The 22373-nt window shown below is 51.6% G+C and carries 14 protein-coding genes and 2 pseudogenes; 2 read left to right on the forward strand and 14 right to left on the reverse strand.

All coding sequences use genetic code 11. The annotated features are described in order from the left end of the window. Positions 1-664 precede the first annotated feature (664 nt). The 6 genes from A1830_RS13535 to A1830_RS13555 all read right to left on the reverse strand — a co-directional run bounded on the left by A1830_RS13535 (position 665) and on the right by A1830_RS13555 (position 6265). Positions 665-1438, reverse strand: a complete 774-nt coding sequence (locus tag A1830_RS13535) for a TatD family hydrolase (protein WP_067706844.1) — start codon at positions 1436-1438, stop codon at positions 665-667. A 53-nt stretch (positions 1439-1491) separates the two neighbouring features. Continuing rightward, complete coding sequence (locus A1830_RS13540; RefSeq protein ID WP_067706848.1) at positions 1492-2544, reverse strand: patatin-like phospholipase family protein; 1053 nt, start codon at positions 2542-2544, stop codon at positions 1492-1494. A 155-nt stretch (positions 2545-2699) separates the two neighbouring features. Beyond that, positions 2700-2861, reverse strand: coding sequence for a DUF1328 domain-containing protein (locus A1830_RS21530; protein WP_071995405.1), 162 nt, complete (start codon positions 2859-2861; stop codon positions 2700-2702). Between the two features lie 133 nt (positions 2862-2994). Then, complete coding sequence (gene osmY / locus A1830_RS13545) at positions 2995-3591, reverse strand: molecular chaperone OsmY (protein WP_067706851.1); 597 nt, start codon at positions 3589-3591, stop codon at positions 2995-2997. 305 nt (positions 3592-3896) lie between these two features. After that, positions 3897-5486 carry a peptide chain release factor 3 gene (prfC, locus tag A1830_RS13550; protein WP_067706855.1) on the reverse strand — a complete coding sequence of 530 codons (1590 nt, stop codon included), beginning with the start codon at positions 5484-5486 and terminating at the stop codon, positions 3897-3899. A 131-nt stretch (positions 5487-5617) separates the two neighbouring features. Then, positions 5618-6265 (reverse strand): DNA-3-methyladenine glycosylase I, encoded by a 648-nt coding sequence (locus A1830_RS13555; RefSeq protein ID WP_067706858.1) that lies wholly within the window; start codon positions 6263-6265, stop codon positions 5618-5620. Positions 6266-6470: 205 nt separating this feature from the next. Between A1830_RS13555 and yghU the strand changes: the two genes are divergently transcribed. Next, entirely contained in the window at positions 6471-7337 is an 867-nt protein-coding gene (yghU, locus tag A1830_RS13560; RefSeq protein WP_067706863.1) for a glutathione-dependent disulfide-bond oxidoreductase, read from the forward strand. 199 nt (positions 7338-7536) lie between these two features. Here yghU and tri1 read toward each other — a convergent pair whose 3' ends face one another. Further along, entirely contained in the window at positions 7537-8631 is a 1095-nt protein-coding gene (tri1, locus tag A1830_RS13565; protein ID WP_067706867.1) for an ADP-ribosylarginine hydrolase Tri1, read from the reverse strand. Between the two features lie 3128 nt (positions 8632-11759). Between tri1 and A1830_RS13580 the strand changes: the two are divergent. After that, positions 11760-11980: pseudogene (locus A1830_RS13580) on the forward strand (SymE family type I addiction module toxin). A gap of 102 nt (positions 11981-12082) precedes the next feature. Here the strand turns inward: A1830_RS13580 and A1830_RS13585 are convergent. From A1830_RS13585 to A1830_RS13615, 7 genes and pseudogenes are all read right to left on the reverse strand, one after another. After that, entirely contained in the window at positions 12083-12379 is a 297-nt protein-coding gene (locus tag A1830_RS13585) for a hypothetical protein (RefSeq protein WP_082804168.1), read from the reverse strand. After that, positions 12376-16464 (reverse strand): RHS repeat-associated core domain-containing protein, encoded by a 4089-nt coding sequence (locus tag A1830_RS13590; RefSeq protein ID WP_082804169.1) that lies wholly within the window; start codon positions 16462-16464, stop codon positions 12376-12378. Before A1830_RS13590 ends, A1830_RS13585 begins: the two co-directional genes overlap by 4 nt. Before the next feature lie 387 nt (positions 16465-16851). Then, positions 16852-17616: an ankyrin repeat domain-containing protein gene (locus A1830_RS13595; protein ID WP_231877627.1), complete on the reverse strand. Its 765-nt coding sequence runs from the start codon at positions 17614-17616 to the stop codon at positions 16852-16854. Positions 17617-18422: 806 nt separating this feature from the next. Next, positions 18423-19199, reverse strand: a complete 777-nt coding sequence (locus A1830_RS13600) for an ankyrin repeat domain-containing protein (RefSeq protein WP_082804170.1) — start codon at positions 19197-19199, stop codon at positions 18423-18425. A gap of 8 nt (positions 19200-19207) precedes the next feature. Further along, the gene (locus tag A1830_RS13605; RefSeq protein ID WP_067706878.1) at positions 19208-20473 is read right to left on the reverse strand and encodes a DUF4150 domain-containing protein; all 1266 of its coding nucleotides are present in this window, start codon (positions 20471-20473) and stop codon (positions 19208-19210) included. Beyond that, on the reverse strand, positions 20466-21620 hold the full coding sequence (locus tag A1830_RS13610; RefSeq protein ID WP_067706882.1) for a DUF2169 family type VI secretion system accessory protein: 1155 nt from the start codon (positions 21618-21620) through the stop codon (positions 20466-20468). Before A1830_RS13610 ends, A1830_RS13605 begins: the two co-directional genes overlap by 8 nt. Positions 21621-21622: 2 nt before the next feature. Next, a pseudogene (locus tag A1830_RS13615) lies at positions 21623-22373 on the reverse strand (type VI secretion system tip protein VgrG); the annotation flags it as partial.

Genomic DNA, 22373 nt, shown 5'->3' on the forward strand with positions numbered 1-22373 from the left:
GCAGGACGCCCGCTCGCGACCGGGCCGTCCGGCCTGAAGTCGGAGCCAAAGGCACCACGCGAAGCGTGGCGTGAGGACGCCCGGCAACCGCTGGGATTATCCACCGACACCGCAGCTATGACAGCCCAAACAACTGACCAGCAACCGCTGGGATTGTCCACCGACACCGCAGATATTGCAGCCGACACAACCAACCGACAAGCGTTGGGATTTTCCCCCCATACACAGTAATTTTTGCAGCCAGGTGACCACATCCCGAGCGCTAAAGTATGCAGGAAATAGCGACTGGGTTAGCTTAATACAGCTCCAAAGCCTGCGAGTTTACAGGGCCTGACTTGAAGCGCCTCCGAAGCCCGACAGGTGGACAATCCATGCGGTTGACGGGCAATCCGCAGCGCTGCGGCGCAGACGGAGGGCCAGGCGAGGGCAGCAGGGATGCTGCACTCAGGGAGCGGCGGGCANGGGCAGGACGCCCGCTCGCGACCGGGCCGTCCGGCCTGAAGTCGGAGCCAAAGGCACCACGCGAAGCGTGGCGTGAGGACGCCCGGCAAACGCTGGGATTATCCACCGACACCACAGCGATGGCAGCCCAAACAACTAACCGGCACACGCTGGAACAGTCCTCCGGCAAAGCCGAAATTGCCCGCCAGACATCGCCCCGCGCTTAAATCGCAAACAGCGCGCGGGTATTCTCCCGGATGGTATCGGCGATCTCCTCTGGAGACTCCTCGCGAATTCCACACAGACTCTGCCAGACATTTTTAATCCGCTCCGGCCGGTTGGGCTGCCCCTGAAAACCCTGCACCGGCATATCGGGAGAATCCGTCTCCAGAACCAGGGATGAAAGCGGCAGGCGGGAAAAAGTATTACGCGTCTTTGTCGCCCGCGCATAGGTCATGGTGCCACCCACGCCAATGGCATATCCGGCGCGAATAAAGGCCAGCGCCTGCTGCTCACTCCCGGCAAAACCGTGAACCACCCCGCGACGGGGAAGAGTAATGCGCCTCAAATGCATCGCCAGCTTATCGTGCGTACGCCGTGAATGCAGGATAACCGGCAGATCGTACTGCTTTGCCAGCCGCAGCTGCGCCTCCAGCAACGCCTCCTGACGCGCAAACTGCGGATCCTCCATATAAAGATCCAACCCTATCTCACCGATCGCCACCAGCTTCTTCGGGCGCAGCCGCAGCCAGCCTTCCAGCTGGGCCAGATGCGCCTCCTGAAAATGGCCAATCGCCATCGGGTGAATCCCCAGCGCCGCGTAAAGAGGCGCATAGCGATCGGCAAGATCGATGACGCCGGCAAATCGGTCTGCCGACACGCCAACCGCAATGATTTTCTCAACCCCTGCCTCTGCCGCCCGTTGAAGGCTTCCCTCCTCATCACCGCAAAAGGGACTGAAATCAAAATGACAGTGCGTATCAACGAATGATGCCATGTCCGCGCTCCCGCACTAAAAAAAGGCATTACCCTGCGGCACGCAGAATAATGCTAAGCCAGCGATTCATTATCGTAATCTGCATCATTTCCTGCCAGAGGATCGAGAATAATCTCCCGACGATCGGGCTGATTGGCGACAGGTGCAGCAGGCACCACCGATGTCGGACTCAGGCGCGTATCACTCTCTTTCAGCCATTGCCCCACCGTCGCCAGAAAATAGCGACCACAGCGGCGGCCAAGATGATAATCCTGATTCAACGACGACACGCGGCTGCCCAGCGCCATGCTGGCGAGCGCGTGTGGTGGGAATATCTCTATCACATTCACCTTGCCCGGCGGGTTATTGATAAACTGCTGGGTCTGCCGGTAGCTCTCCTCATGCAGCTGCATGATATTCACCAGCGGTTGCAGCGCACTGTCACTCAGCCAGCGCTCGACACGCTTCAACCACTGCGGCGTATAGGTCATTTGTGAAGGAACCGTGCGGATCACCACTATGGTCTCCGCCCCCCGTCGCGCCGCTTCGCGAACCGGGATCGCATCACTGATGCCGCCATCAAGATAGCTCACGCCGTCAAGATCAACGCCGGGACGGTACATCCCCGGAATAGCGCTGGAGGCTTTGATAATATTCAGCCAGTTGGCGGCGGTGGGCGCAAAATAGCCCGGTGAATAATCATCGCTGCGGCAGGCGCACATATAAAACTCACGTCCGGAAGAGAACATCTTCTCCCCGGCTTCCATCGCCAGCGGAAACTCCTGCGAGGTGGTCTCCCCCAGCCAGTCAAGATCGATCAGATGCCCGCCGCGCACGAAGCGCAGCGGGTTAAAAAAGAGTTTACTGGTGGTGTAGCGCGTAATCACTCTGCGGGCATAGCCCGGCTGGCCGCAGATATAGGCGGAAAGATTCTGCGCCCCGGCGGAGGTGCCAAGCATCAAATCGAAAGGATTAAACTTCGCCCGCTGGAATTCATCCAGCACGCCTGCGGTAAAAATTCCGCGCTGCCCGCCGCCCTCGCAGACCAGGGCCAGCCTGCCCGGATGAAAGGGTGCCAGGGCAAGCGGTTCAATGCTACCGAGTGTAATAGGAATGCGTTTGCCCACGTTGCGAACCTCTGAGAATGATTTTTTATCAGGATACGCTGGGTGCGTTTTAACCGTTTGGCGGTTTTTGCTACAGACATTTTTTGCGCAGGAAATGACAAAGACCAGCCTGAGCTGGTCTTCTGATAAAGCGTACTACTCTGTAGTGGTGCGGTCTATAACTTCTTGCGGCCAGTAAACAGGCTGATAAGGAAGATAATAATACCGACAACAAAGACAATTTTAGCTGCCCATGCGGCTGTACCAGCCAGACCACCAAAACCTAACGCGGCTGCAATGAGCGCGATTACCAGAAAGATAATACCCCAACGAAACATAAGCCTCTCCTTACCCTATATTGAAAATCGAACTGCTTGTGTTATTCATACCAGCCGCACGCGGCATGACGCATTTATAGTGTTACAGCTTCATCCTGCTGACTCGCCTGCTGATGCAGGCGAGCCGCCAGTATTATTTAACAGTCAGGTCGTTCTTAACGCTTTTCACACCGTCGATAGCCTTGGCAATGCCTTCAGCACGTTCGGACTGTGCCTGGGTTTTCACCGTACCGGAAAGCTCAACCACACCGTTGGTGGTAACAACTTTCACGTGGCGTGACGGAATGATGTCGTCCGCTAACAGTTTAGCTTTAATTTCGCTGGTCGTTGCCGCATCACCGGCATAACCACTTACGCTTGCTTTTGTGCTGTCTTTAACGTGTAGTTTATCGCTGACGGATTTAACACCCTCGACTTTCTTCGCCGCCGCTACGGCCACTTCGGCCTGATCCTGCGACGGGACAAAACCACTCAGCGTAACCACGCCGTGATGAGTTTTGACCGAGATATCCGTGCTTTTAATGGCGTCGTTGTCTACCAGGGCGGCTTTCACCTTAGCAGTCACGCCGCTGTCATCCATGTATCCACCGACTTTGTTCATAGAGCTATCGATTTTGGAACCCGTGCTGTCAGAAGAGGTTGAGGTGTCCGCAGCCATCGCAGAACCGCCTACCAGCGCTGAACCAACCAGTACAGCCATCAGGGTCTTAGTAATCTTAGTCTTGTTCATCGATTTGTTCCTTCTCATATTATTGCACTCACAACTGTGAGGTTTCAGCCACAAACGGCGTGGCCTGAGTGGTAAGACGTTGCAGCAACCGCGCCGCCATGTTTTACGTCCTGTTGAAATCAATATAGTCGCTAATCAGGATTTCACCGCCGCTTGTGGTTGATATGATGGATAAATGCGCAAAAAAGAGAATTTTTAAGATGAGTCTGTAACTTTTGCTGAAAAAGAGAGAAAAAAGGGCCAAAAAAAAGCGATGCCGATGGCATCGCTTAGCGGAAGTCGCGTAATTGAAACGCAGGCGAATCTTAGTGTTCGCGGGTTTTACGGAACGTCACGTCGGGATAGCGTTCCTGAGTAATATTCAGGTTTACCATGGTCGGTGCGATATAAGTCAGGTTATTCCCGCCATCCAGCGCGAGGTTAACTTCGTTCTTACGCTGGAATTCATCAAACTTCTTCACGTCGCTGCATTCGACCCAGCGGGCGGTAGAGACGTTGATCGCTTCGTAGATCGCTTCAACGTTGTATTCGCTCTTCAGGCGGGCGACGACCACGTCGAACTGCAGAACACCCACCGCGCCAACGATCAGATCGTTATTGTGTACCGGCCGGAATACCTGAACCGCCCCCTCTTCCGACAGCTGTACCAGCCCCTTCAGTAGCTGCTTCTGCTTCAGCGGGTCGCGCAGGCGAATGCGGCGGAACAGCTCAGGCGCAAAGTTCGGAATACCGGTGAACTTCATGTTCTCGCCCTGAGTGAAGGTATCGCCAATCTGGATCGTCCCGTGGTTATGCAGGCCGATAATGTCACCGGGATAGGCTTCTTCAACGTGCGAGCGGTCACCGGCCATAAAGGTCAGCGCGTCGGCAATCACCACATCTTTGCCAAGGCGAACCTGACGCAGCTTCATGCCCTTTTCATATTTGCCGGAAACCACGCGCATAAAGGCCACGCGGTCGCGGTGTTTCGGGTCCATATTCGCCTGGATTTTAAAGACGAAGCCGGTGAATTTCTCATCAACAGCCGTGACGGTACGCAGATCGGTTTCACGTGGCATCGGCGACGGTGCCCACTCCATCAGTCCGTCCAGCATGTGGTCGACGCCGAAGTTACCCAGCGCGGTACCAAAAAATACCGGCGTCAGCTTGCCTGCAAGGAAAGCGTCTTTCTCAAACTCATGCGAAGCACCCTGCACCAGCTCCAGCTCTTCCCGCAGCTGAGCCACCAGATCTTCGCCAATGGCTTCGTCCAGCGCCGGGTTATCCAGCCCTTTCACTATCCGAACTTCCTGAATGGTGTGGCCTTTACCCGACTGGTAGAGATAGGTTTCGTCTTTATAGAGGTGATACACGCCTTTAAACAGCTTACCGCAGCCGATAGGCCAGGTGATGGGTGCGCAGGCGATTTTCAGTTCGCTCTCCACCTCATCCAGCACCTCCATCGGATCGCGAATATCGCGGTCCAGCTTGTTCATAAAGGTGAGGATCGGCGTATCGCGCAGGCGCGTGACTTCCATCAGCTTACGGGTGCGATCCTCAACGCCTTTCGCGGCGTCAATCACCATCAGACAGCAGTCAACCGCCGTCAGAGTGCGGTAGGTATCTTCCGAGAAATCCTCGTGACCTGGGGTATCCAGCAGGTTCACCAGGCATTCTCGGTAAGGGAACTGCATCACCGAGGTGGTGATGGAGATACCGCGCTGCTTTTCCATCTCCATCCAGTCCGATTTCGCGTGCTGGCTGGAACCCCGGCCTTTCACCGTACCGGCAGTCTGGATCGCCTGTCCGAACAGCAACACCTTTTCGGTGATGGTGGTTTTACCGGCGTCCGGGTGAGAAATGATGGCAAAAGTGCGGCGGCGGGCCACCTCTTGCATAAAGGGTGCATTCGACATGGAAGTTCTTCTGGTTGGATGCCGTGCTGCCGCCGCGCATAACGCGCCAGGCCAGCTTCACAGGCGATTAATCATCAATGGCCGGCATTTTCGCCGATCCGGCAGTGATAAACAATGCGTTTACCACGCCATTAACCGGGTCGTATCAGCATTTCCCGCTGCGCGCTGAATTTATCGCGGCACTGGCATCCCTCAATATGGTCGTTAATCAGCCCCAGCGCCTGCATCAGCGAATAGGTGGTGACCGGGCCAACCCACGTCCAGCCGCGCTTTTTTAGCGCTTTCGACATGCGTACCGATTCCGGGGAGGTTTTGGCATTCTTCCACCAGGCAAGGTCGACCATTAACGGACGTTCCTCCGGGCGGGGCTCGAACTGCCAGAACCAGCTAGCCAGCGATCCGGCCTCATCCACCAGCTCAATCGCGCGCCGGGCATTGTTAATGGTGGAGAGGATTTTAGCGCGATTGCGCACGATGCCGGGATCTTCCATCAGCCTGGCCACGTCTTCGTCGGTAAACTGCGCCAAGGCATGGAAGTCGAAATCGAGAAATGCCCGACGAAAATTTTCGCGCTTATTATAAATCAGCTGCCAGGACATCCCGGAGTGAAAACCTTCCAGACAGACTTTTTCAAACAGCCGCCGATCATCCACGACCGGGCTGCCCCACTCATTATCGTGATAATCAGGCATCGAGGGCTGCCAGTAGCAGCAGACGCGCCCGTCGTCGGTCAGGGTCAGACCGGCCTGTTTCAGATCCTCAAGATAATGCTCGTCCATATGTCACTCTCTGGTTATGCGGAGAAAATTGCTCTTTCAGGATAAGCGCCGCCCGCGTACCGATGCTATATCTGACATCCGGTGTAACAACCGCGCCTGGGTTTTTGCACGGAACAACGCTATGTTTTAGTCCATCGGCGGCGTTATGTCAGGGGGCAATACCGCATAACGCCTCATTTATTCAACAAAAAAGGGCCTTTCGGTTATGAGCAATAACGATTATCAACCAGCCAAAGTCTGGTCAGAAAAGAAAGAAGCGGGCGGCACCTGGGGCAGTATCAACCGACCCACCGCGGGTGCGCGCAGTGAAGCTACGCTGCCCACCGGCAGGCATCCGCTGCAACTTTATTCACTGGGAACGCCTAACGGTCAGAAGGTCACCATTCTGCTGGAGGAACTGCTGGCGCTGAACGTTAACGATGCCGAGTATGACGCGCACCTGATCCGCATTGGTGAAGGCGACCAGTTCTCCTCCGGATTTGTGGCGGTCAACCCGAACTCGAAGATCCCGGCGCTGCTGGATGTTTCAACCCAGCCCCCCACCCGCGTATTTGAGTCCGGCGCGATTCTGCTCTATCTGTCAGAGAAATTTGGTCACTTCCTGCCGAAGGACGCGGCCGCCCGCACCGAGACCCTGAACTGGCTGTTCTGGCTCCAGGGCTCGGCCCCTTATCTGGGCGGCGGCTTCGGGCATTTCTACAGCTATGCACCGGTCAAAATTGAATACGCTATCGACCGCTTCACTATGGAAGCGAAGCGCCAGCTCGACGTGCTGGATCGCCAGCTGGCGGAGAACCGCTATATTGCGGGCGAGGAGTATACCATCGCCGATATCGCCATCTGGCCGTGGTACGGCGCACTGGTGAAGGGGCAGCTTTATGGTGCGGCGGAGTTCCTGGATGCCGGTTCTTATAAAAATCTGCTGCGCTGGGCCGATGAAGTGGCACAGCGTCCAGCGGTACAGCGCGGCCGCATCGTTAACCGCACCCACGGCGATCCGTCAGAACAGCTGCACGAACGCCACGATGCCTCGGATTTCGATCTGAAAACCCAGGACAAACTGGCTAAGTAAGCTGATTAAAACCCGCCGGTGGCGGGTTTTATCACTCGGGCGTGAAGGGTTTTATACCGCCCGCTGAGGGCGCGGATGTTGTGCCCGCGCCCGCGTGGGGCGCACCACGATCTCACTGATATCCACCTCCTCTGGCTGCTCAATCGCGTAGCGCACGGCTCCTGCAATTGCCGCGGGCTGAAGCGCAATGGCGCAATGCTTAACGCAGCTTAACCCGCGGGTGAAATAACCTCTCTGCCATGGCGGCAATACGCCGCTCCTCTACCAGCCTCTCCCGCCATTCCTGAGGAATGCCCGCATAGCCATACAGCGCACCGGCAATCTGACCGGCGGTGGCAGCAACGCTGTCGGCATCATCGGCCAGATTCGCCGCAAGCAGAATCGCGTCCCGGAAATTATCCGTATGCCACACCGCCCACATTGCCGCTTCTAGCGTATCAATTACATAACCACTTGAGCGAATTTCATCCCGCGTTTTCTGCTTGTACTCACCCGCGTTAATCAGTGCAGCCCGCGCATTTAATGGGCAAACGGCCGGTGAGAAGGCTTCATTTTTATCGCAGCCATTAAGCAGGCGGTGAAGGATTAACCCCAGTAAACGGCAGCTATCGGACGATTCGACTGCACCGTGCGTTGCCCGCCCCTGCTGTTCCGCATCATTAAGCGTACCCAGCAGTGAGCGACGCTGGAAAATGGCTGCGGGCGCAAGCCGGATGATGGCCGCATTCCCGGCCGTCGCGGGATCGGTATTCCCAAACCATCCCGGTCCATGCTTCAGGTATTCTTCCAGGGCGTAGCGAGTGGCATTACCAATATCGAAGCAGACGCCGTTAGCGCTATTTACGCCATAGCGATACCAGTTCACCAGTCGGTTACGAAAATCGGTCAGATCCAGCTTGCCCGCGTTCAGGTAGGTGTCGGCCAGGCAAAGCGCCATGGAGGTATCATCCGTCCATTCCCCCGCCGTTAGGCCAAAAGGGCCACCGCCAACCATATCCGTCACATGCTTTTGATCGCGGGGTAAAAACTCCAGCGTTGTTCCGACGGCATCAGCAACGGCCAGGCCGACTAACGCGCCTTTCGCCCGCGCCAGTAACACCTGCTCATCTGCTTTTGAGGGAAGCGCCACCAGCCATAAGGGAAGCGGCTCCTGACCCGTTAGCCAGAGTGTATAGTCGGGTTGCAGAGTACTTTTCTGCACAAACCGATCGCGAAAATCTTCCGGTATGGCGTTGAAATAGTTTTCAACGACGTAAGACGTAAGCCGCTGATTGTTCTCTCTTAGATCAATCATTGCATGAGTCTCCATTCAAAGAGTGTTTTTACTCCTCATAACTTATTTTACGATGATGGGCATTATTTTTTTACTCTGCAAGTAGGAAGCATGTCACTGGTTAAGACGGCGACCGACAAAGCCCCAGTGAGCAAGGACTGGAACGATGATCGGTGTCGCCGTAAAACAGTTTTGTTAGCCGCATCTAATCTACATTGATTTTTCACACATCTTTCCGGTGCAGCCATTGATTGCACACGTTTATTTCAACGCTAAACCGCTTTATTCGGCGGCGGCATTTTGCCAATGCGGTCAGCCGTCTGCTGCGCCTGCATCTCACTCCTGGAACGGGTAGAGGGTGTATTGCTACGGCTGCTTGCCGGGCGCGATCCGCTGGCAATGGAGCTTTCACGGCTCGACGGCAATGGAACATCCTGCCCTGTGATCATTGACGAGGCACGGCTCGACGGCAGCGGAACATCCTGACCCGTGACCGTTGACGAGACATCGCTCGGCGAGCGCGATCTATTATCATTGGAACTTACATGGCTCGACGGCAGTGGAACATCCTGCCCTGTGACCATTGACGAGACATCGCTCGGCGAGCGCGCTCTGTTGTCATTGAAACTTCCATGGCTCGACGGCAGTGGAACATCCTGCCCGGTTATCATTGANGACGAGACATCGCTCGGCGAGCGCGCTCTGTTGTCATTGAAACTTCCATGGCTCGACGGCAGTGGAACATCCTGCCCGGTTATCATTGATGAGACATCACTCGGCGAGCGCGCTCTGTTGTCATTGAAACTTCCATGGCTCGAGGGCAGTGGAACATCCTGCCCGGTTATCATTGACGAGACATCGCTCGGCGAGCGCGCTCTGTTGTCATTGATACTTCCATGGCTCGACGGCAGTGGAACATCCTGCCCGGTTATCATTGATAAGTTGCTGCTACTGGCTGAGCCAGTGGTACTCGAACGGGTTCCGCTGACGTTGTTCGCATCCGGCTTCCGCCATGTATTGTAAATACCCTTTGTGGCATTCATCGCCCTGTTAGCGACATTTTGCAGGTGGGGGTTCGCGGCCGTGGCTCCCACACCGGCTAATCCCTGCATGAAATAGGCTATGCCTGCGGCAGGCAGGTTAGCCGCCTGCGCAGCCCCCTCCCGCAGGGCGCGAAAAGCCGGATTGGTCAGTAAATCCTGTGGGAGGGCGGGCGTATTGCCGGTAACTGCTTTCATCACGCCTTCGCGCGCGGCGCTCTTCGCAATATTGGTGCCACCAAGACCCGCACCCAGCGCCCCCATCTCAGCCAACTGATTTGTAGTTAACAGACTTAAAATACCTGCCCCCCATTTTTGTGGAGTAGCCGCATCTTTCGCCGCGGTTGTTACCCGGCTCTTCGCCCCGTTAATTATCTGACCCGATACTGAAGTATCGGACAGCGCCTGATAGCGCTCCTTCCAGTCGGTACGACCAAACAGGAATTCAGGGCCGTGAAGTTTATTGTAATTATTCTGCACTACACCACTCATAGAGCCTGCCGCAACGGTCAGAATAGTACCCACTGACTGGTTAGCGACATACCCTGGTTTTTTGGCGCCGGCGAGAATACCCACAGGGGGATTACGTGGATCGTTCTCTTTGAGCGTCTGGGTGCCAGCGGAAAGCCCGCCGGTGACAACGTTACGGGCATCAAAACCCAGCCCACCCAAACCTGCCTGACCAATCTTATGCAATGCGCTGTCCCGCTTTTCCATTACTGCCTGCATAAAAGGTTCAAGTTTCTCACCGTCAGCCTGCAGCCATTTAGTGTCTTTGAGGCTGTCGGCGAGCAATTTTTCAAGTATGGCTTTCAACCCTACTGCGGTAACACCGCTAGCCATACCCGTGACAAAATCGTGTATCGGTGTGCCCGCATGCAGACCCAAATTCTGGGCGATACCCTTGCCGATAAGATCCCCCGGCACGCCGGAGAGCGCATAGCCCAGCGCACCGGCGCCACCTTCGAGCGATGAGGTTATCCGATCGAGGTTTTCGCCATTGGCAATCGTCGCCTTCACATCGTCGGCAGTGTGACCGATTTCATCATGCAGCTCCGTCGCCTTTTGATGCAGGTTATCGCGGATCTCTTCCCCGCCAGGAAAGTAATTTTCCAGCAGATGTGTAATACGATCGATCTCTTGCTGGCGAGCCTCGCCGGAAGCGCCCACGCCCGCCGTGGTAGTAGCCGGTCGCGCGTTGCGTTGCTGGAGTTCCATGTTGTCCTGATTACTGGTGTCGGCAACAGGATGCCGCTGACCGCTTACATTGTTTACCATATCTCTCACTCCACAGATTACCTGATGCGAATAAGCTGGCGCCTGGCGCCAGCCCGCTATTAACCTTGTGAAATGAGTACCGCCACTTCCCATCGCACAACGATGGCAGTGAGTGAAAATAAAACGGCCAGAGTTGCACGACCAAAAGATAAACTTATGCTTTTGTGAGGGGGGTCATATAAATTTTGTATGTCAGGCTGTAAAGCATTTTCCTGTTCCTGGCGATCGGATACGGCCAGTCCCGACGCACTGACTGCATCCTGTTCAGGGCCAGCGCTGCTTCCCGCTCTCCCTCCGTCAGTGCCGGGACGCTTTGTTCCGGCTCAGGCTGCGCCTGCCAGCTTTCCAGCGCCAGCAGCAACCGGCCCAGCGCACGTTTCAGGTCGCCCTCTTCCAGCCCCAGTTCTACCGCCGTCTGCCGTGCATAACCCGCCGTGCGATCCCGGCAGATACAGGTGCGCGGGGCAGATCACCAATCCTGCGCCCGTAGATCTCCCCATCTGACCATGTCGATTCTTGACCGGCACGATCAGCGACCCGGCGAAGTGCTCATGCCCGCTTTCCCACATGATCCCCAGCGCCTGTAACCGGTGGCGGATCGCCGCGCCGGCCTGGCGATTTTTCGGCGGCAGACGGTAGCCCAGCGTCTGGTTGGCGAAGGCAAAAAAGAAGATGATTTCGAAGATGTTGAGCGCCCTGCTTGTACAGGCGAGTAAATGACTGATTAATAACGCGGTAGTCAGAGGCTGTCAGCTCTGACTACCGCTCATCATAAGCATCTAAACGAGGTAATTAGTCTTTGCTGAACACGATTCTAAGTCAGAACGGGGAATTACCAAAACGCAGCGGCACGTTATCGTCGGCTACCGCCCGAAAGGCGGCGAACGCGACGCGCCGCAGATCAGCATCATGGGCAAGTGGCTGGCGGAGGCGGGTTTTCCGTAGGAATCGGCGTAAGCCTGACGGTGCTGGACGGCTGTCTGCTGCTGATCCCCGACAGCCGCGAAGAGATGCGGCTGCGGGTAATGGAGCAGCAGCTGAATGCGCAGTAGCAAGAGTTGGAGTAGGCTAAGCAGCAGATGATCGCCATACTGGCATGAAGGGTGGCTGAAGGTAAAAGGCCAGAAGGATCGTAGGATCGCTTCCGGCTTTATTTATAAAATCACTAATGCTTTATTTATATTTTCTTTTAATTCAACTAAATTTTCAGCACTCCCAGAATAAATTGGTGTACTCCAGTCATAATCTTTAATCAATACGATGTGGAACTTACCATCGATTTCAAAAGAGGGCCTCCAACCAACATCTAATATATACCCTTCAGGGAATTCAACTTGCAGCATATCCTCCTTCAAATCATCAATGTAAACTTCCAATGACTGTCCTTCTTTGATAGGAAAATCATCAAAGGTTACAACTCCACTCTTATGTGAAAAATTTATATTAATCATTTTGTTAACCTTAAGTATTCTTTGAGGGAAATGGGGTGACCATGGATTGTCCCACCACTCTCTTCCACCCTCAACCATTGACTAATTTTACCTTCACTGGCACCAATCGTTTCCCCCATATCCTGAACTTTCCAAGGTTTTCCGTTCGTTACAGGTTGGCCATTTTTATATACAGAGCGTTCCAGTGATTCTATGTCAGTTCCTGGTTTATATTTAGCCGGGCCTGATTTTGTTGAATTAATAGTATCTTTCCACGAAGCATTTTTAGGTGCGACATGCTTGTAACCGTGGGGTGTCCAGTTTGGCTCTATATCATCTTCATCGCCACATTTTCTTTTCGTCAACCCCAGCGGGTCAATCCAGTTCAATGGATTGGGTGCGTAAGCGTATAAATTGAGTCCGCCTTGTAGTCCCACCGGATCCTGACTGATAAACCGCCCTACATCAGGATCATAGTACCTGAAACGGTTATAGTGCAATCCCGTTTCTGCATCATAATACTGTCCCTGAAAGCGCAGCGGCTGATAAACCGGCTCCTCTCCCGCCTGTATGTCCGGATATGACACCTTAAGTGTGTTTCCCCAGACGCGGTAATCAGCTCGCCAGCTGATTTCTCCGCTGATATCGCTTAGTTCACGCGGCATACCCACCTGATCCGTGTGATACCAGTGGATCTCGGCACGATCGGCTGGATCCCCTGCCGTTGTGCTTATCTGCGCCAGTGGCACAAATTCTTTATCATCGTATACCCAGGTTAAGCTGCGCACACCGCGAATTTCACTTAGCAGCCGGTTACCATCCCAGACAAAGTGCGTAATACCAAATCCATCTTTCTTCCAGCTACGGCGCCCAAACGCATCATAGCCATAGGTAGTAGTCTGTCTTATTCCCTGCCGCTTGCTGCGGGCCTCTTCCAGCTGGTGCTCGCCATTCCAGATGAATTGCTGTTCCGTATGCCGTCCGGTCCGTTTTTCCGTTACGTTGCCGTGTGTATCATATTTCCAGCGTTTATCCTCATACACCCGGATGCGGTTATCATTCACTGACGATTCTGAGTCCTTCGACAGCAGGTTGTGAGCCGGGTCGAATGCAAATCTCTCTTCCCCCGCCCCGGTCAGGCGTCCAATGGCATCGTATTGATAACGATGATCGCCGCTGTATAAGTCAACCATCTGCTGAAGCTGACCATCCTGCCGCCATCCGTACTCTCTCGCCACCTTCAGCTTACCGCCCCGGCCCGCACGCTGGGTGATAAGACGCCCCATTTCATCCCGTACAAATTCAGTATTCAGCGCCCCCTGGCTGCGGCTCACTTCCTGGTGAAGCGCATCCCGGGTGATTTCGCTGATAACCCGCTTATCCAGGTTTATCTGGATAAGGTGCCCACTTCCATAGTAGAAATTCCTCAGCTCACGGCCATCCGGCAGAGTGGTCACTGTCCGATTGCCCAGCTCGTCATACTGATGCCGCAGCGTCTGCTCCCTGCCCCGGGTCAGGGTTTTTTCCTCCAGCAGCTGTCCGGCAGCGTCGTAATTAAGTTCCACCCGCCCACCATGATTAATCCCTGCGATTAACCTCCCAAGCCCGTCATAACGGAAGCGCGTGCGCCGCCAGCGCTGAGTTCCCCCTTTCATCACCAGTTTTTCCAGCAGCCTGCCAGCATCATCACGCTGATAATGCGTGTGAATCTCACTGACTGTATCGCTGCCATCCCCGTATTCCGTCCTCGAGATCACCCGGTCACTCGCATCATAATCATAACGCGTAATGCGTCCATCAAAGCCGTACTCAGCAATCAGATTGTCCCTGTCGTCGTATTCCATACGATACTGAGCGCCATTCTCATTGGTCAGAACAGACAGGCGGCGTGCTTGATCATAGCAATAGCTGATCCGATGTTTGAGCGCATCAATCCGCGCCACCGGCATACCATCCGGAGCAAGCTCCCACCGCGTAGTCTGTCCCGCTGCATCCTTAAAGCCTGTCAGACGCCGCCAGCGGTCATATTCAAATGCTTCACTTGAGCCATCGGCCTTCGTAATATGCACGGGCTGTCCGTCCCGATCATGCTCATAATATGTCAGATTTCCGGCCGCATCGGTCCGCTCTTTCAGCCAGCCATATTTATCGTAAGCATAACCCGTGGTTCGCCCTGAGCAGTCAGTATGTGCGATCAGGAATCCTGCATCATTCCACTGCAGACGCTGTATACCTGCGGCTGCATCCCGGATACGAACCAGGTTACCGGCATCGTCGTGGTTATATTCAGTAATACGCCCAAGTTCATCCATTTCGCGGATCAGGTTNAGGAATCCTGCATCATTCCACTGCAGACGCTGTATACCTGCGGCTGCATCCCGGATACGAACCAGGTTACCGGCATCGTCGTGGTTATATTCAGTAATACGCCCAAGTTCATCCATTTCGCGGATCAGGTTACCCGCCACGTCATAGGTAAATTCGCGCAGATTACCCAGCATATCTGTAATACGTACAGGAAGATTCCATACTGGATGATAATCAACCCGGGTCATTTGCCCATCCGGGGCGGTCATCGCCGTGATGTTACCGCGCTCATCATAGCGATAGCGTGTGCGTCGCCCGGCAGGATCGGTAATCACTAGCGGCTGCCCACGACTATTCAGCTTAAGGCGCGTGTAGCCGCCTGTTGCATTCCTGTATCCTGTCAAATCGTGGTTTTCGTCAAATTCATAGTGGGTTTTACGCCCAATCCCATCCGTAACCTGCGTAGAGTCCGCGTGATACTCAAACAGCCATACCTCCCCAAGGCTGTTACGATGAGCAATAACCTTTCCTTTTGGGTCAAAGCGGTCGTAATGATAAAAACACGCCAGTTCTCCTGCTAACCGATGAGCAACCATCATATGATTACGATAGCGAAAGTCGCGGACGATCTCGTCCCTGTCATTGCGCACGGCAATCAGATCGCCTTCATCTGAATAATCATAATGACAGAGCGGGTCTGAACGGTGTGGCTCAGATGGATGGCAGCAGGCAACCTCCGTCAGGCGACTAATAATTTCTCCGGAAGACAAAGTTATTGGGCTGAATGTGATAAGAAACCGCCGCCCGGCGCTGTCTGTAATCTCAACAGGCTGCTGTGCAGCGTTATAGGTCAGCCTGAGACTATTACCATGTCTATCTTCAATAGCACTGAGTAGCCAGCGCTGTGAGTCAACCTGTTCGCCGAAAATCCAGTGGCGGCTTCCATCCGCCTCGGAAAGGCGATACTTTCCGGTTTCCGGTTGTGAAAGAGAGAGTTGTTCATAACGATGGAAATAGGCCGGATAACCCGGCTGAACGTCAGGGAAGTCGATTTCACGTCCCTGCTCATCCTTAAAGAGAACAAGTCGGCCTTTTTTTTCAATACTGACAGAAAACGGCAGCGACCAGCCCTGCCCCAGCCAGCCGTTGCCAGTCTCATCTGAGAAATAGCTACGCTGCCATAAGAGGGGAACCGCAGCTGGAAATTCAAAATCTTTATCCTCGTCACCGAAAAGAAGTTTGATGCCGAGCACGGGATTAACGGGATTAGCGACCACAAAACTTGTCTTGCAGGGCCCTGTTTTATGTGAGCCTCCTTTACCCGTGTCACTCCCGCCTTTTTCACTACCGGCTCTTTTGGCTTTTCGTCCTGTTGTGGAGGCTTCAGCTTTTACGGTTTTGGCTTCGGATTTAGCCAGAGCCCGCTCGGTCATTCCGGCGCCTTCTTTTGCAGCGGTTTTCCCAACTTTAGCCACGTCCATCGCTTTACCCGCTTTGGCTGCCAGCTTACCGGCTTTAAATGCCGCCCCGCCGCCCGGTACAAAGTTGGCTGCCGCAGAGGCAGCAGAAAGCGCCGCATTACCGTAATCACCTTCAGCGGTGTAAATAGCCGCATTAGCGCCATCAGCTACCGCCCCGATAACAGGAACGGCACCCAGAACGTCCAGTCCGGTGTGAACCCAGTCCCCATAGTCACTCCACCAACTTTTCTTTTGGGGTGGATTTGCGCTGCCCGCCTCAACGCTACCTTGCGGTGCCGGGGCATACTGTAGTTTACCAATGGTATTTCCTGTCGCCATATGAGATCCCTGCTACGATGCAGTTTAATTAAATAATGTTGAAAGACAGATTTATAAAGATCATAGAAAATATGATTAATAGATGCTGAAATAAAAACTCAAATTTTAAATAGAAGTCAGTGCTATTGATGTCTGTAAGCAATTTATTTGAGGTAAAACAATAACCTCATACTGAAAAGATGGAGCAGATCAATTTAAAGATTATACTTATCCGGCACACCTCAAACAATAAGGTGATAAAATCACACCCCACAGTTAAAAATAAGAACCAGCCTCTCTTTCACTGATAAAGAAAGCAACAGGATTATAAGTTATTTATTAATATTACTCACCGGTAATATAACCGATGAGCATACCAACATCTTTAGAGGAAAAATCAGACGAAATCTAATATGAGGCAGGGGGCCACTTCATGCCTTTTTTTATCGCGAGATCTTTTATCTCTTCAAGTTTAGCGCCTGTTTTTGAATGTGCGGAACCTTCACTTTTTATTGATTTTTCAAGCATGTTTCCAAAACGCCAGCCATTGACTGTTTTCAGGGTTGGATTGGCACCGTGGTTCAATAACCATTCAACCTGATCTAACTGCATACTTGCTAAGGCCTCAATTAAAACATTTTGCCCAAGACTATCTTTCTTATTGACATCAGCTCCACGGGATACAAGCAGTTTCAATACGTCAAAGCTATGGGCAGTTGCCGTATCAAATATGATCGGTGTATCTTCCACAACTGCATTCGGGCTCATTCCACCCTCCAGCAAAGCATTCATATAAGCCGGGCTGTCAGATCGGGCGACAACCTGAGCCACGCTGCCCATATCCGGCACGAGTTGAAGCGGATTGGCCCCCAGCTTAACCATTTCTGAGAGAATTTTAAGCTGATTTTGTTTTTCTCCATAAGCTGTTTGCAGCGTATAAAAAAGCAATGTCATATCCTGTTTCCCTGGCTTGTTCAGATCCGTACCGGGAGCGATTTTTTGGACATTATCCAGGTGGCCCTTCTGAATTTCTTGCGCCAATATCAGCTCATTCCCATTAAAGTAGCTCTCAGGGGAGTTATTCGTCATTTTATTGCATGCCAGTATAAAGACCAATGATGAGATAACAATCGTGGAGGTTATCATTCTCTTGATAATAATCACTAAATCCATTAACACCTCTTAAAATTAATCTTTAAGTCGTATCAATTTACCAATCCCACCCTTAACCCCGATCGCTAACCTGATTGAATTCCATTCAAAGACAGGCACTTCTCACCCATTGTATTGATATCAATGAGGCGAGTAATATACTTACTAAATTAGAGGAGATTAATTATAAAAATCCTTAATATTTAGCCGGAGGCCATTGCATGCCTTTTATTGTAGCTAACAAACGAATCTGCTCGATTTTTTTAGAAAATTTGTCACCTGCTGCCTGTAAAAATAGAAAAACAATGTCATGTTATCGATACCTGACATATTTGATTCAATTTCTTTCATACTCTTTTACTCTATTTAGATTAACACTCTCGATTTGCTGATAAAATATTAATCGGCTTACGCTAAAATACCTTTCTGATTTACTTTTTTCATTTTATTGCATCCAGCTATACAGCCAATAAAAAAATAAATTAAACGCATATAGAAAAATTATTAAAGTAAGGTGTTTTATTCACGCAAGCTCTCTTCTCAATTAAGATAAATAACTGTTCGGAACAGTATATCCCTTCAAATGACCTCACCTCCGAATTGTACGACCTGATCAATCACTAAACTGACCATCATCACCAACAGACTGAGCAATACCGATATAGTGCTAACCCCCCGTAACGAACGCCGACTGATGCAGAGATATCAAGAGATTAACTCCCCACACCCATTGAGGGTAAGAATGGTCCTGTAAATCATATTAATACTTATCCCTACGCATTATTTAGTTCCACACAGTGAATAGTTTGGATTGAAAAATATCATATTCAGTGGGCTGACGGAGGCCACTCCATACCATGCGCAATACCTTTATCAATAATTTCTTGAAGTTTTTTATCCACTTTTTTATCACCGCCTAACTTTTTTTGTGCTGACAGGAGCTGTTTAGAGAAAGACCAACCGCTATTCGTCTCAGTCAATCGCGGATCGGCTCCCTTATCCAGTAACCAGCTAACTGCATCAAGCTGGATACCATCAAGTGCAGCCATCAAAGCTGTAGCTCCCAGAGAATCTCTTTGATTAACATCAGCCCCATTTTTCAACAACAAATCCATTGTGGGGATTCTTTCATCATCAGCGGCAACCATAATAACAGGTGTGTTCATTATTTTCACATTTGGGCTCATGCCGCCCTTTAGCAAGGCCTGCATAAATACAGGACTATCTGCACGTGCAGCCACTCCAGCAACACTACCCACATCAGGGACCCGTTGTAGTGGATTAGCACCTAACCTCACGAGTTCTGAAATAATATTTAACCGGGAAGCGTCTTTATCTGATGCTGATTGAAAAGCATAGAAAAGCAACGTCATATCCTGCCTGCCGGGTTTATTTAAATCTGTTTTTTCGACATCTTTTTTTATCGCATCAACATTACTATCATATATATCCTGAGCGAGTGTTAGCTGTGTACCATGGAAAAAATTTTCCGGTGGATATTTTTTCATTGCATGACATCCTGAAACTAAGAAAAACATTACGAAGGCGCTCAACACCTGAATTTTTTTTATTTTTTTCAATATGCCGGTTAATTTTTTAAGCATAATAACCCTTATTGAGAAATCAATAGCGTCTCATCCGATTTTTTTTCCAGCTCAATGCAGTGAATAGCTTGTTTAGCATCGTGCATATCAATTTTACTGCCCGTCCCACCCTCCATATCATGGCGGATACCAACCGATTTTGGCGACGTTACTATCCCTACCCCCATTGCGCCTAATCCCATAACGCCCAAACCAGTAATAATTGCTGCACCTCCCCAGAACCCTGGTTCCTGGATGGAAGTGAGTATTTCCCCTTTCACGCGATATGCGATGATATTTTCCCCCTGCTTCGGTGTGATTATTTTCCCACCGTATTTTTCAACTGTAGTTGATTTTAATCCCGCAGAATTATAAGTCCAGCCAGGTTTGCCACTTGCTCTGGATGAAGCGGAAGCAAGGCCTCCTCCAAGCGAATGACCCACAGTATCTACAGGTGCTGAAGAACGTTCTATCCTGTTACCTATCCTCACAGCTTGCTTGTAATATTCTGATTTTGTGCCCACTCCCTGTTGCAGGTTATTTTTCCAGTCCACCACTTCTTCCATGCGTGTGCCGCGGAAAACGACTGAGGCTGACATATCCTTATCGAAAACTTTTTCATCAGGGACATAGACTCTTGATCTAAAACCGGGTTGCCCCTCTATCTGCAGGTTTTCAGGTGTTAAATTAAATTTTGCTAAAGCCTTAGGATCTTCACTAACATCACTCCAACCTTCTGGGATAGGTGGCATAGGTTTTGATGAATCGCGTGGTTCATAGACATAATCTGCAAGTTTTGCTTTTTCAATCCCAGTGTTATTCAGCTCAAGGCGTTCTGCAGCGGCACGAATCTTTAGATCGCTGCTCTGTTTTCCCTTCGCTATCAGCCCCCTACGACGTTCCCATGCTTCATGTTTTGTCAGCGGCCCGCCACGGCCACCCGTTGCTTTGCCATTCATGGCAAAAAGATCGCTAACACGATTTAAAGGATGTCCACCAATCCAGGTATCCGGGCTGTGTTCTATTGGCCAGCAGTCTCCCTCAACCGTGCCGCTAACAACACCTTTGTTGATTCCGGCCGCATCACCTATTGTGATGGGAATAAAGCTTTGATCGTAAACAAAAGCAGGGTGTCCATTGAAGCTCACAGAATCCACCGTACTTTTTGCAGGAGCAAGCGTGGTAGTGACCGGATACGGAACCGGAGTTGGTATACCCGGTGTAAAACAGAGATCCGGTGCCATTCCCACAACTTTATAGCTCCCGTCCTTACGGGCAGCATAATTCTCAGCCACGCGTTTTTTCCTCCTTAATTTTGCCTGGCAGGCCTGGCGGTAAAGGTACAAACTCGCTGGAGTGAGGATCGTTGTTAAGCCGGGCTGCGGTAACCAGTTGCTGTTGCCTTTCATCGGATGCGATAAACCGGAGTTCGGTTATTACTGGTGCCATAAGTTCTGATATCACCACCCGGTAGCTACAGTGCACTTTTCGTGACGGCAGATCGATAACCAGCGTATCCAGAATCATATCTTTTGCCACTCCAGCGCCCTTCTCTGTTGTGACAAATACAAAAAGTGATTCTACGGCTACGTTAAGGTCGATTTGCTGATTAGCCACTTCGCTGGCTGCAATCAGATAGCGAAGCCTGATCGGTACTGATTTGAGTGGTTCTGGAAAGGGGAACTGCATAAATGGATGCGCGCCACACCAGTAGTCATAGGTAAAATCATCTGGTAACAGAGGATGCCGTTCCTTTTGCCATTTCAGGTCGTAGCTTCCGGCATATTCAATACGCCCCTGCCATCCACGCCCATAAAATCCAAATCCGGCGGGCTGCATCACGCGATCAATCTTTTCGACAGGATGAGTAACCCATTCAATTTGAGGAGCGGGCAGCTGTTGTGTTTTGCTCTTCTTTAGCAGTTCAGGAGGAAACCATCCCATACCAACCGTATTAGCCGGGGAGGCAATAACGTCTTTACCTTCTGTAGGGTAAAATCCTCCCGGAGCATATTCATAGCGTAAATCAAGGGAAGCGACAGGCTGTGCATCACTGAGCTGCCAGCTGGTAATCATTTTTCGCCACTCGCGTGGCCCGGTAATTTTAATCAGTCGGGTAAAGTCTCCTACCTGAATGCCAGCGGTAAATGTCTTTACAGGTTTATCACCAGGTGCCCAGGCGGTAGCATTAATTATTACGTCCAGGCGAGGTTTAAAAGGCGCCAAATCACTTTCGAAGCGCGTACTGCTACGCCCGATTTCTCCAAAGTAGCAGTCCTGCTCAACCAGTTCCCCCTGGTCCTGGCATAGCTTCAGACCACCACTCTGAATATCCATATCATAGCTGAGACGTGCCACCACGGTGGAGAAGCCATGATCGTGCGGATCTAAAGAGTCAAACATCAGGGCGGGGAATGCCGTCAGATTCTTGAAGTTTTCCATAATTAGTTGATATCTATCTTTGTGCCATCCAGGTCGATTTCTTTTTCACCGACTAATTTGAGTTTAGTGCCGCTAATCGTGATGGTGCCATCCTTTTCCAGAACAATCATCGCCTCGCCACAAACCAGTGAAATCTTATCTTCTGCGCTGTAATCAGCGGTGGTACCCGCTGAAAGGTTAATATCTCTGCCGCTATTAACAGAATATTTCATACCTACGTTGTGCATCTGCATGGCGCCGGTATTCGTCATCCAGCCTGCACCTACGTTAAGTACGTAGGCCGCTCCGATATTGGTATTTTGCGCCAGGCCAACATTAAGCATAGATGCGAGGACAATAGTTTCCGTCTTGCCCTGGTCAATCTGCAGCGACTGATTGCCATTAATATTGACCGACTGATTCTGGCCAATACGAATATTTTCGTTCATATCCACTGTTTCCGTACGATTACTGTGCACGGTAATGGTTTCATTGCCATCCACCGTCTCGGTGCGGTTTTGATGAACAGTAATTGTTTCATTTTGATCGACCGTTTCCGTACGGTTTTTCTTAACCTCAGTGATTTCATTTCCACCAATGGTCTTGGTTCGATTACTGCCAACGAACCTTGTCTCATCATTTTCGATTTCCGTATCCATATTGCGCTCGGCGTGCATCCATACCTGCTCCTCCCCCGCTTTATCCTCGAAGCGCAGGGCGTTGGCGTTGTCCGGCGAGCCATCCTTACTCCGGCTCAAAAAACCCATCTGCGTC

Origin of the sequence: Erwinia sp. ErVv1, assembly GCF_900068895.1 — a bacterium.
GTDB lineage: Bacteria > Pseudomonadota > Gammaproteobacteria > Enterobacterales > Enterobacteriaceae > Erwinia.

Bases quoted from the DNA above. Each gene is read 5' to 3' on its own strand.
- A1830_RS13555 (WP_067706858.1), bottom strand. From the start codon at position 6,265: ATGGACGAGCATTATCTTGAGGATCTGAAACAGGCCGGTCTGACCCTG.
- A1830_RS13585 (WP_082804168.1), bottom strand. From the start codon at position 12,379: ATGATTAATATAAATTTTTCACATAAGAGTGGAGTTGTAACCTTTGAT.
- osmY (WP_067706851.1), bottom strand. From the start codon at position 3,591: ATGAACAAGACTAAGATTACTAAGACCCTGATGGCTGTACTGGTTGGT.
- tri1 (WP_067706867.1), bottom strand. From the start codon at position 8,631: ATGATTGATCTAAGAGAGAACAATCAGCGGCTTACGTCTTACGTCGTT.
- A1830_RS21530 (WP_071995405.1), bottom strand. From the start codon at position 2,861: ATGTTTCGTTGGGGTATTATCTTTCTGGTAATCGCGCTCATTGCAGCC.
- A1830_RS13600 (WP_082804170.1), bottom strand. From the start codon at position 19,199: ATGCTTAAAAAATTAACCGGCATATTGAAAAAAATAAAAAAAATTCAG.
- prfC (WP_067706855.1), bottom strand. From the start codon at position 5,486: ATGTCGAATGCACCCTTTATGCAAGAGGTGGCCCGCCGCCGCACTTTT.
- A1830_RS13610 (WP_067706882.1), bottom strand. From the start codon at position 21,620: ATGGAAAACTTCAAGAATCTGACGGCATTCCCCGCCCTGATGTTTGAC.
- A1830_RS13595 (WP_231877627.1), bottom strand. From the start codon at position 17,616: ATGGATTTAGTGATTATTATCAAGAGAATGATAACCTCCACGATTGTT.
- yghU (WP_067706863.1), top strand. From the start codon at position 6,471: ATGAGCAATAACGATTATCAACCAGCCAAAGTCTGGTCAGAAAAGAAA.
- A1830_RS13535 (WP_067706844.1), bottom strand. From the start codon at position 1,438: ATGGCATCATTCGTTGATACGCACTGTCATTTTGATTTCAGTCCCTTT.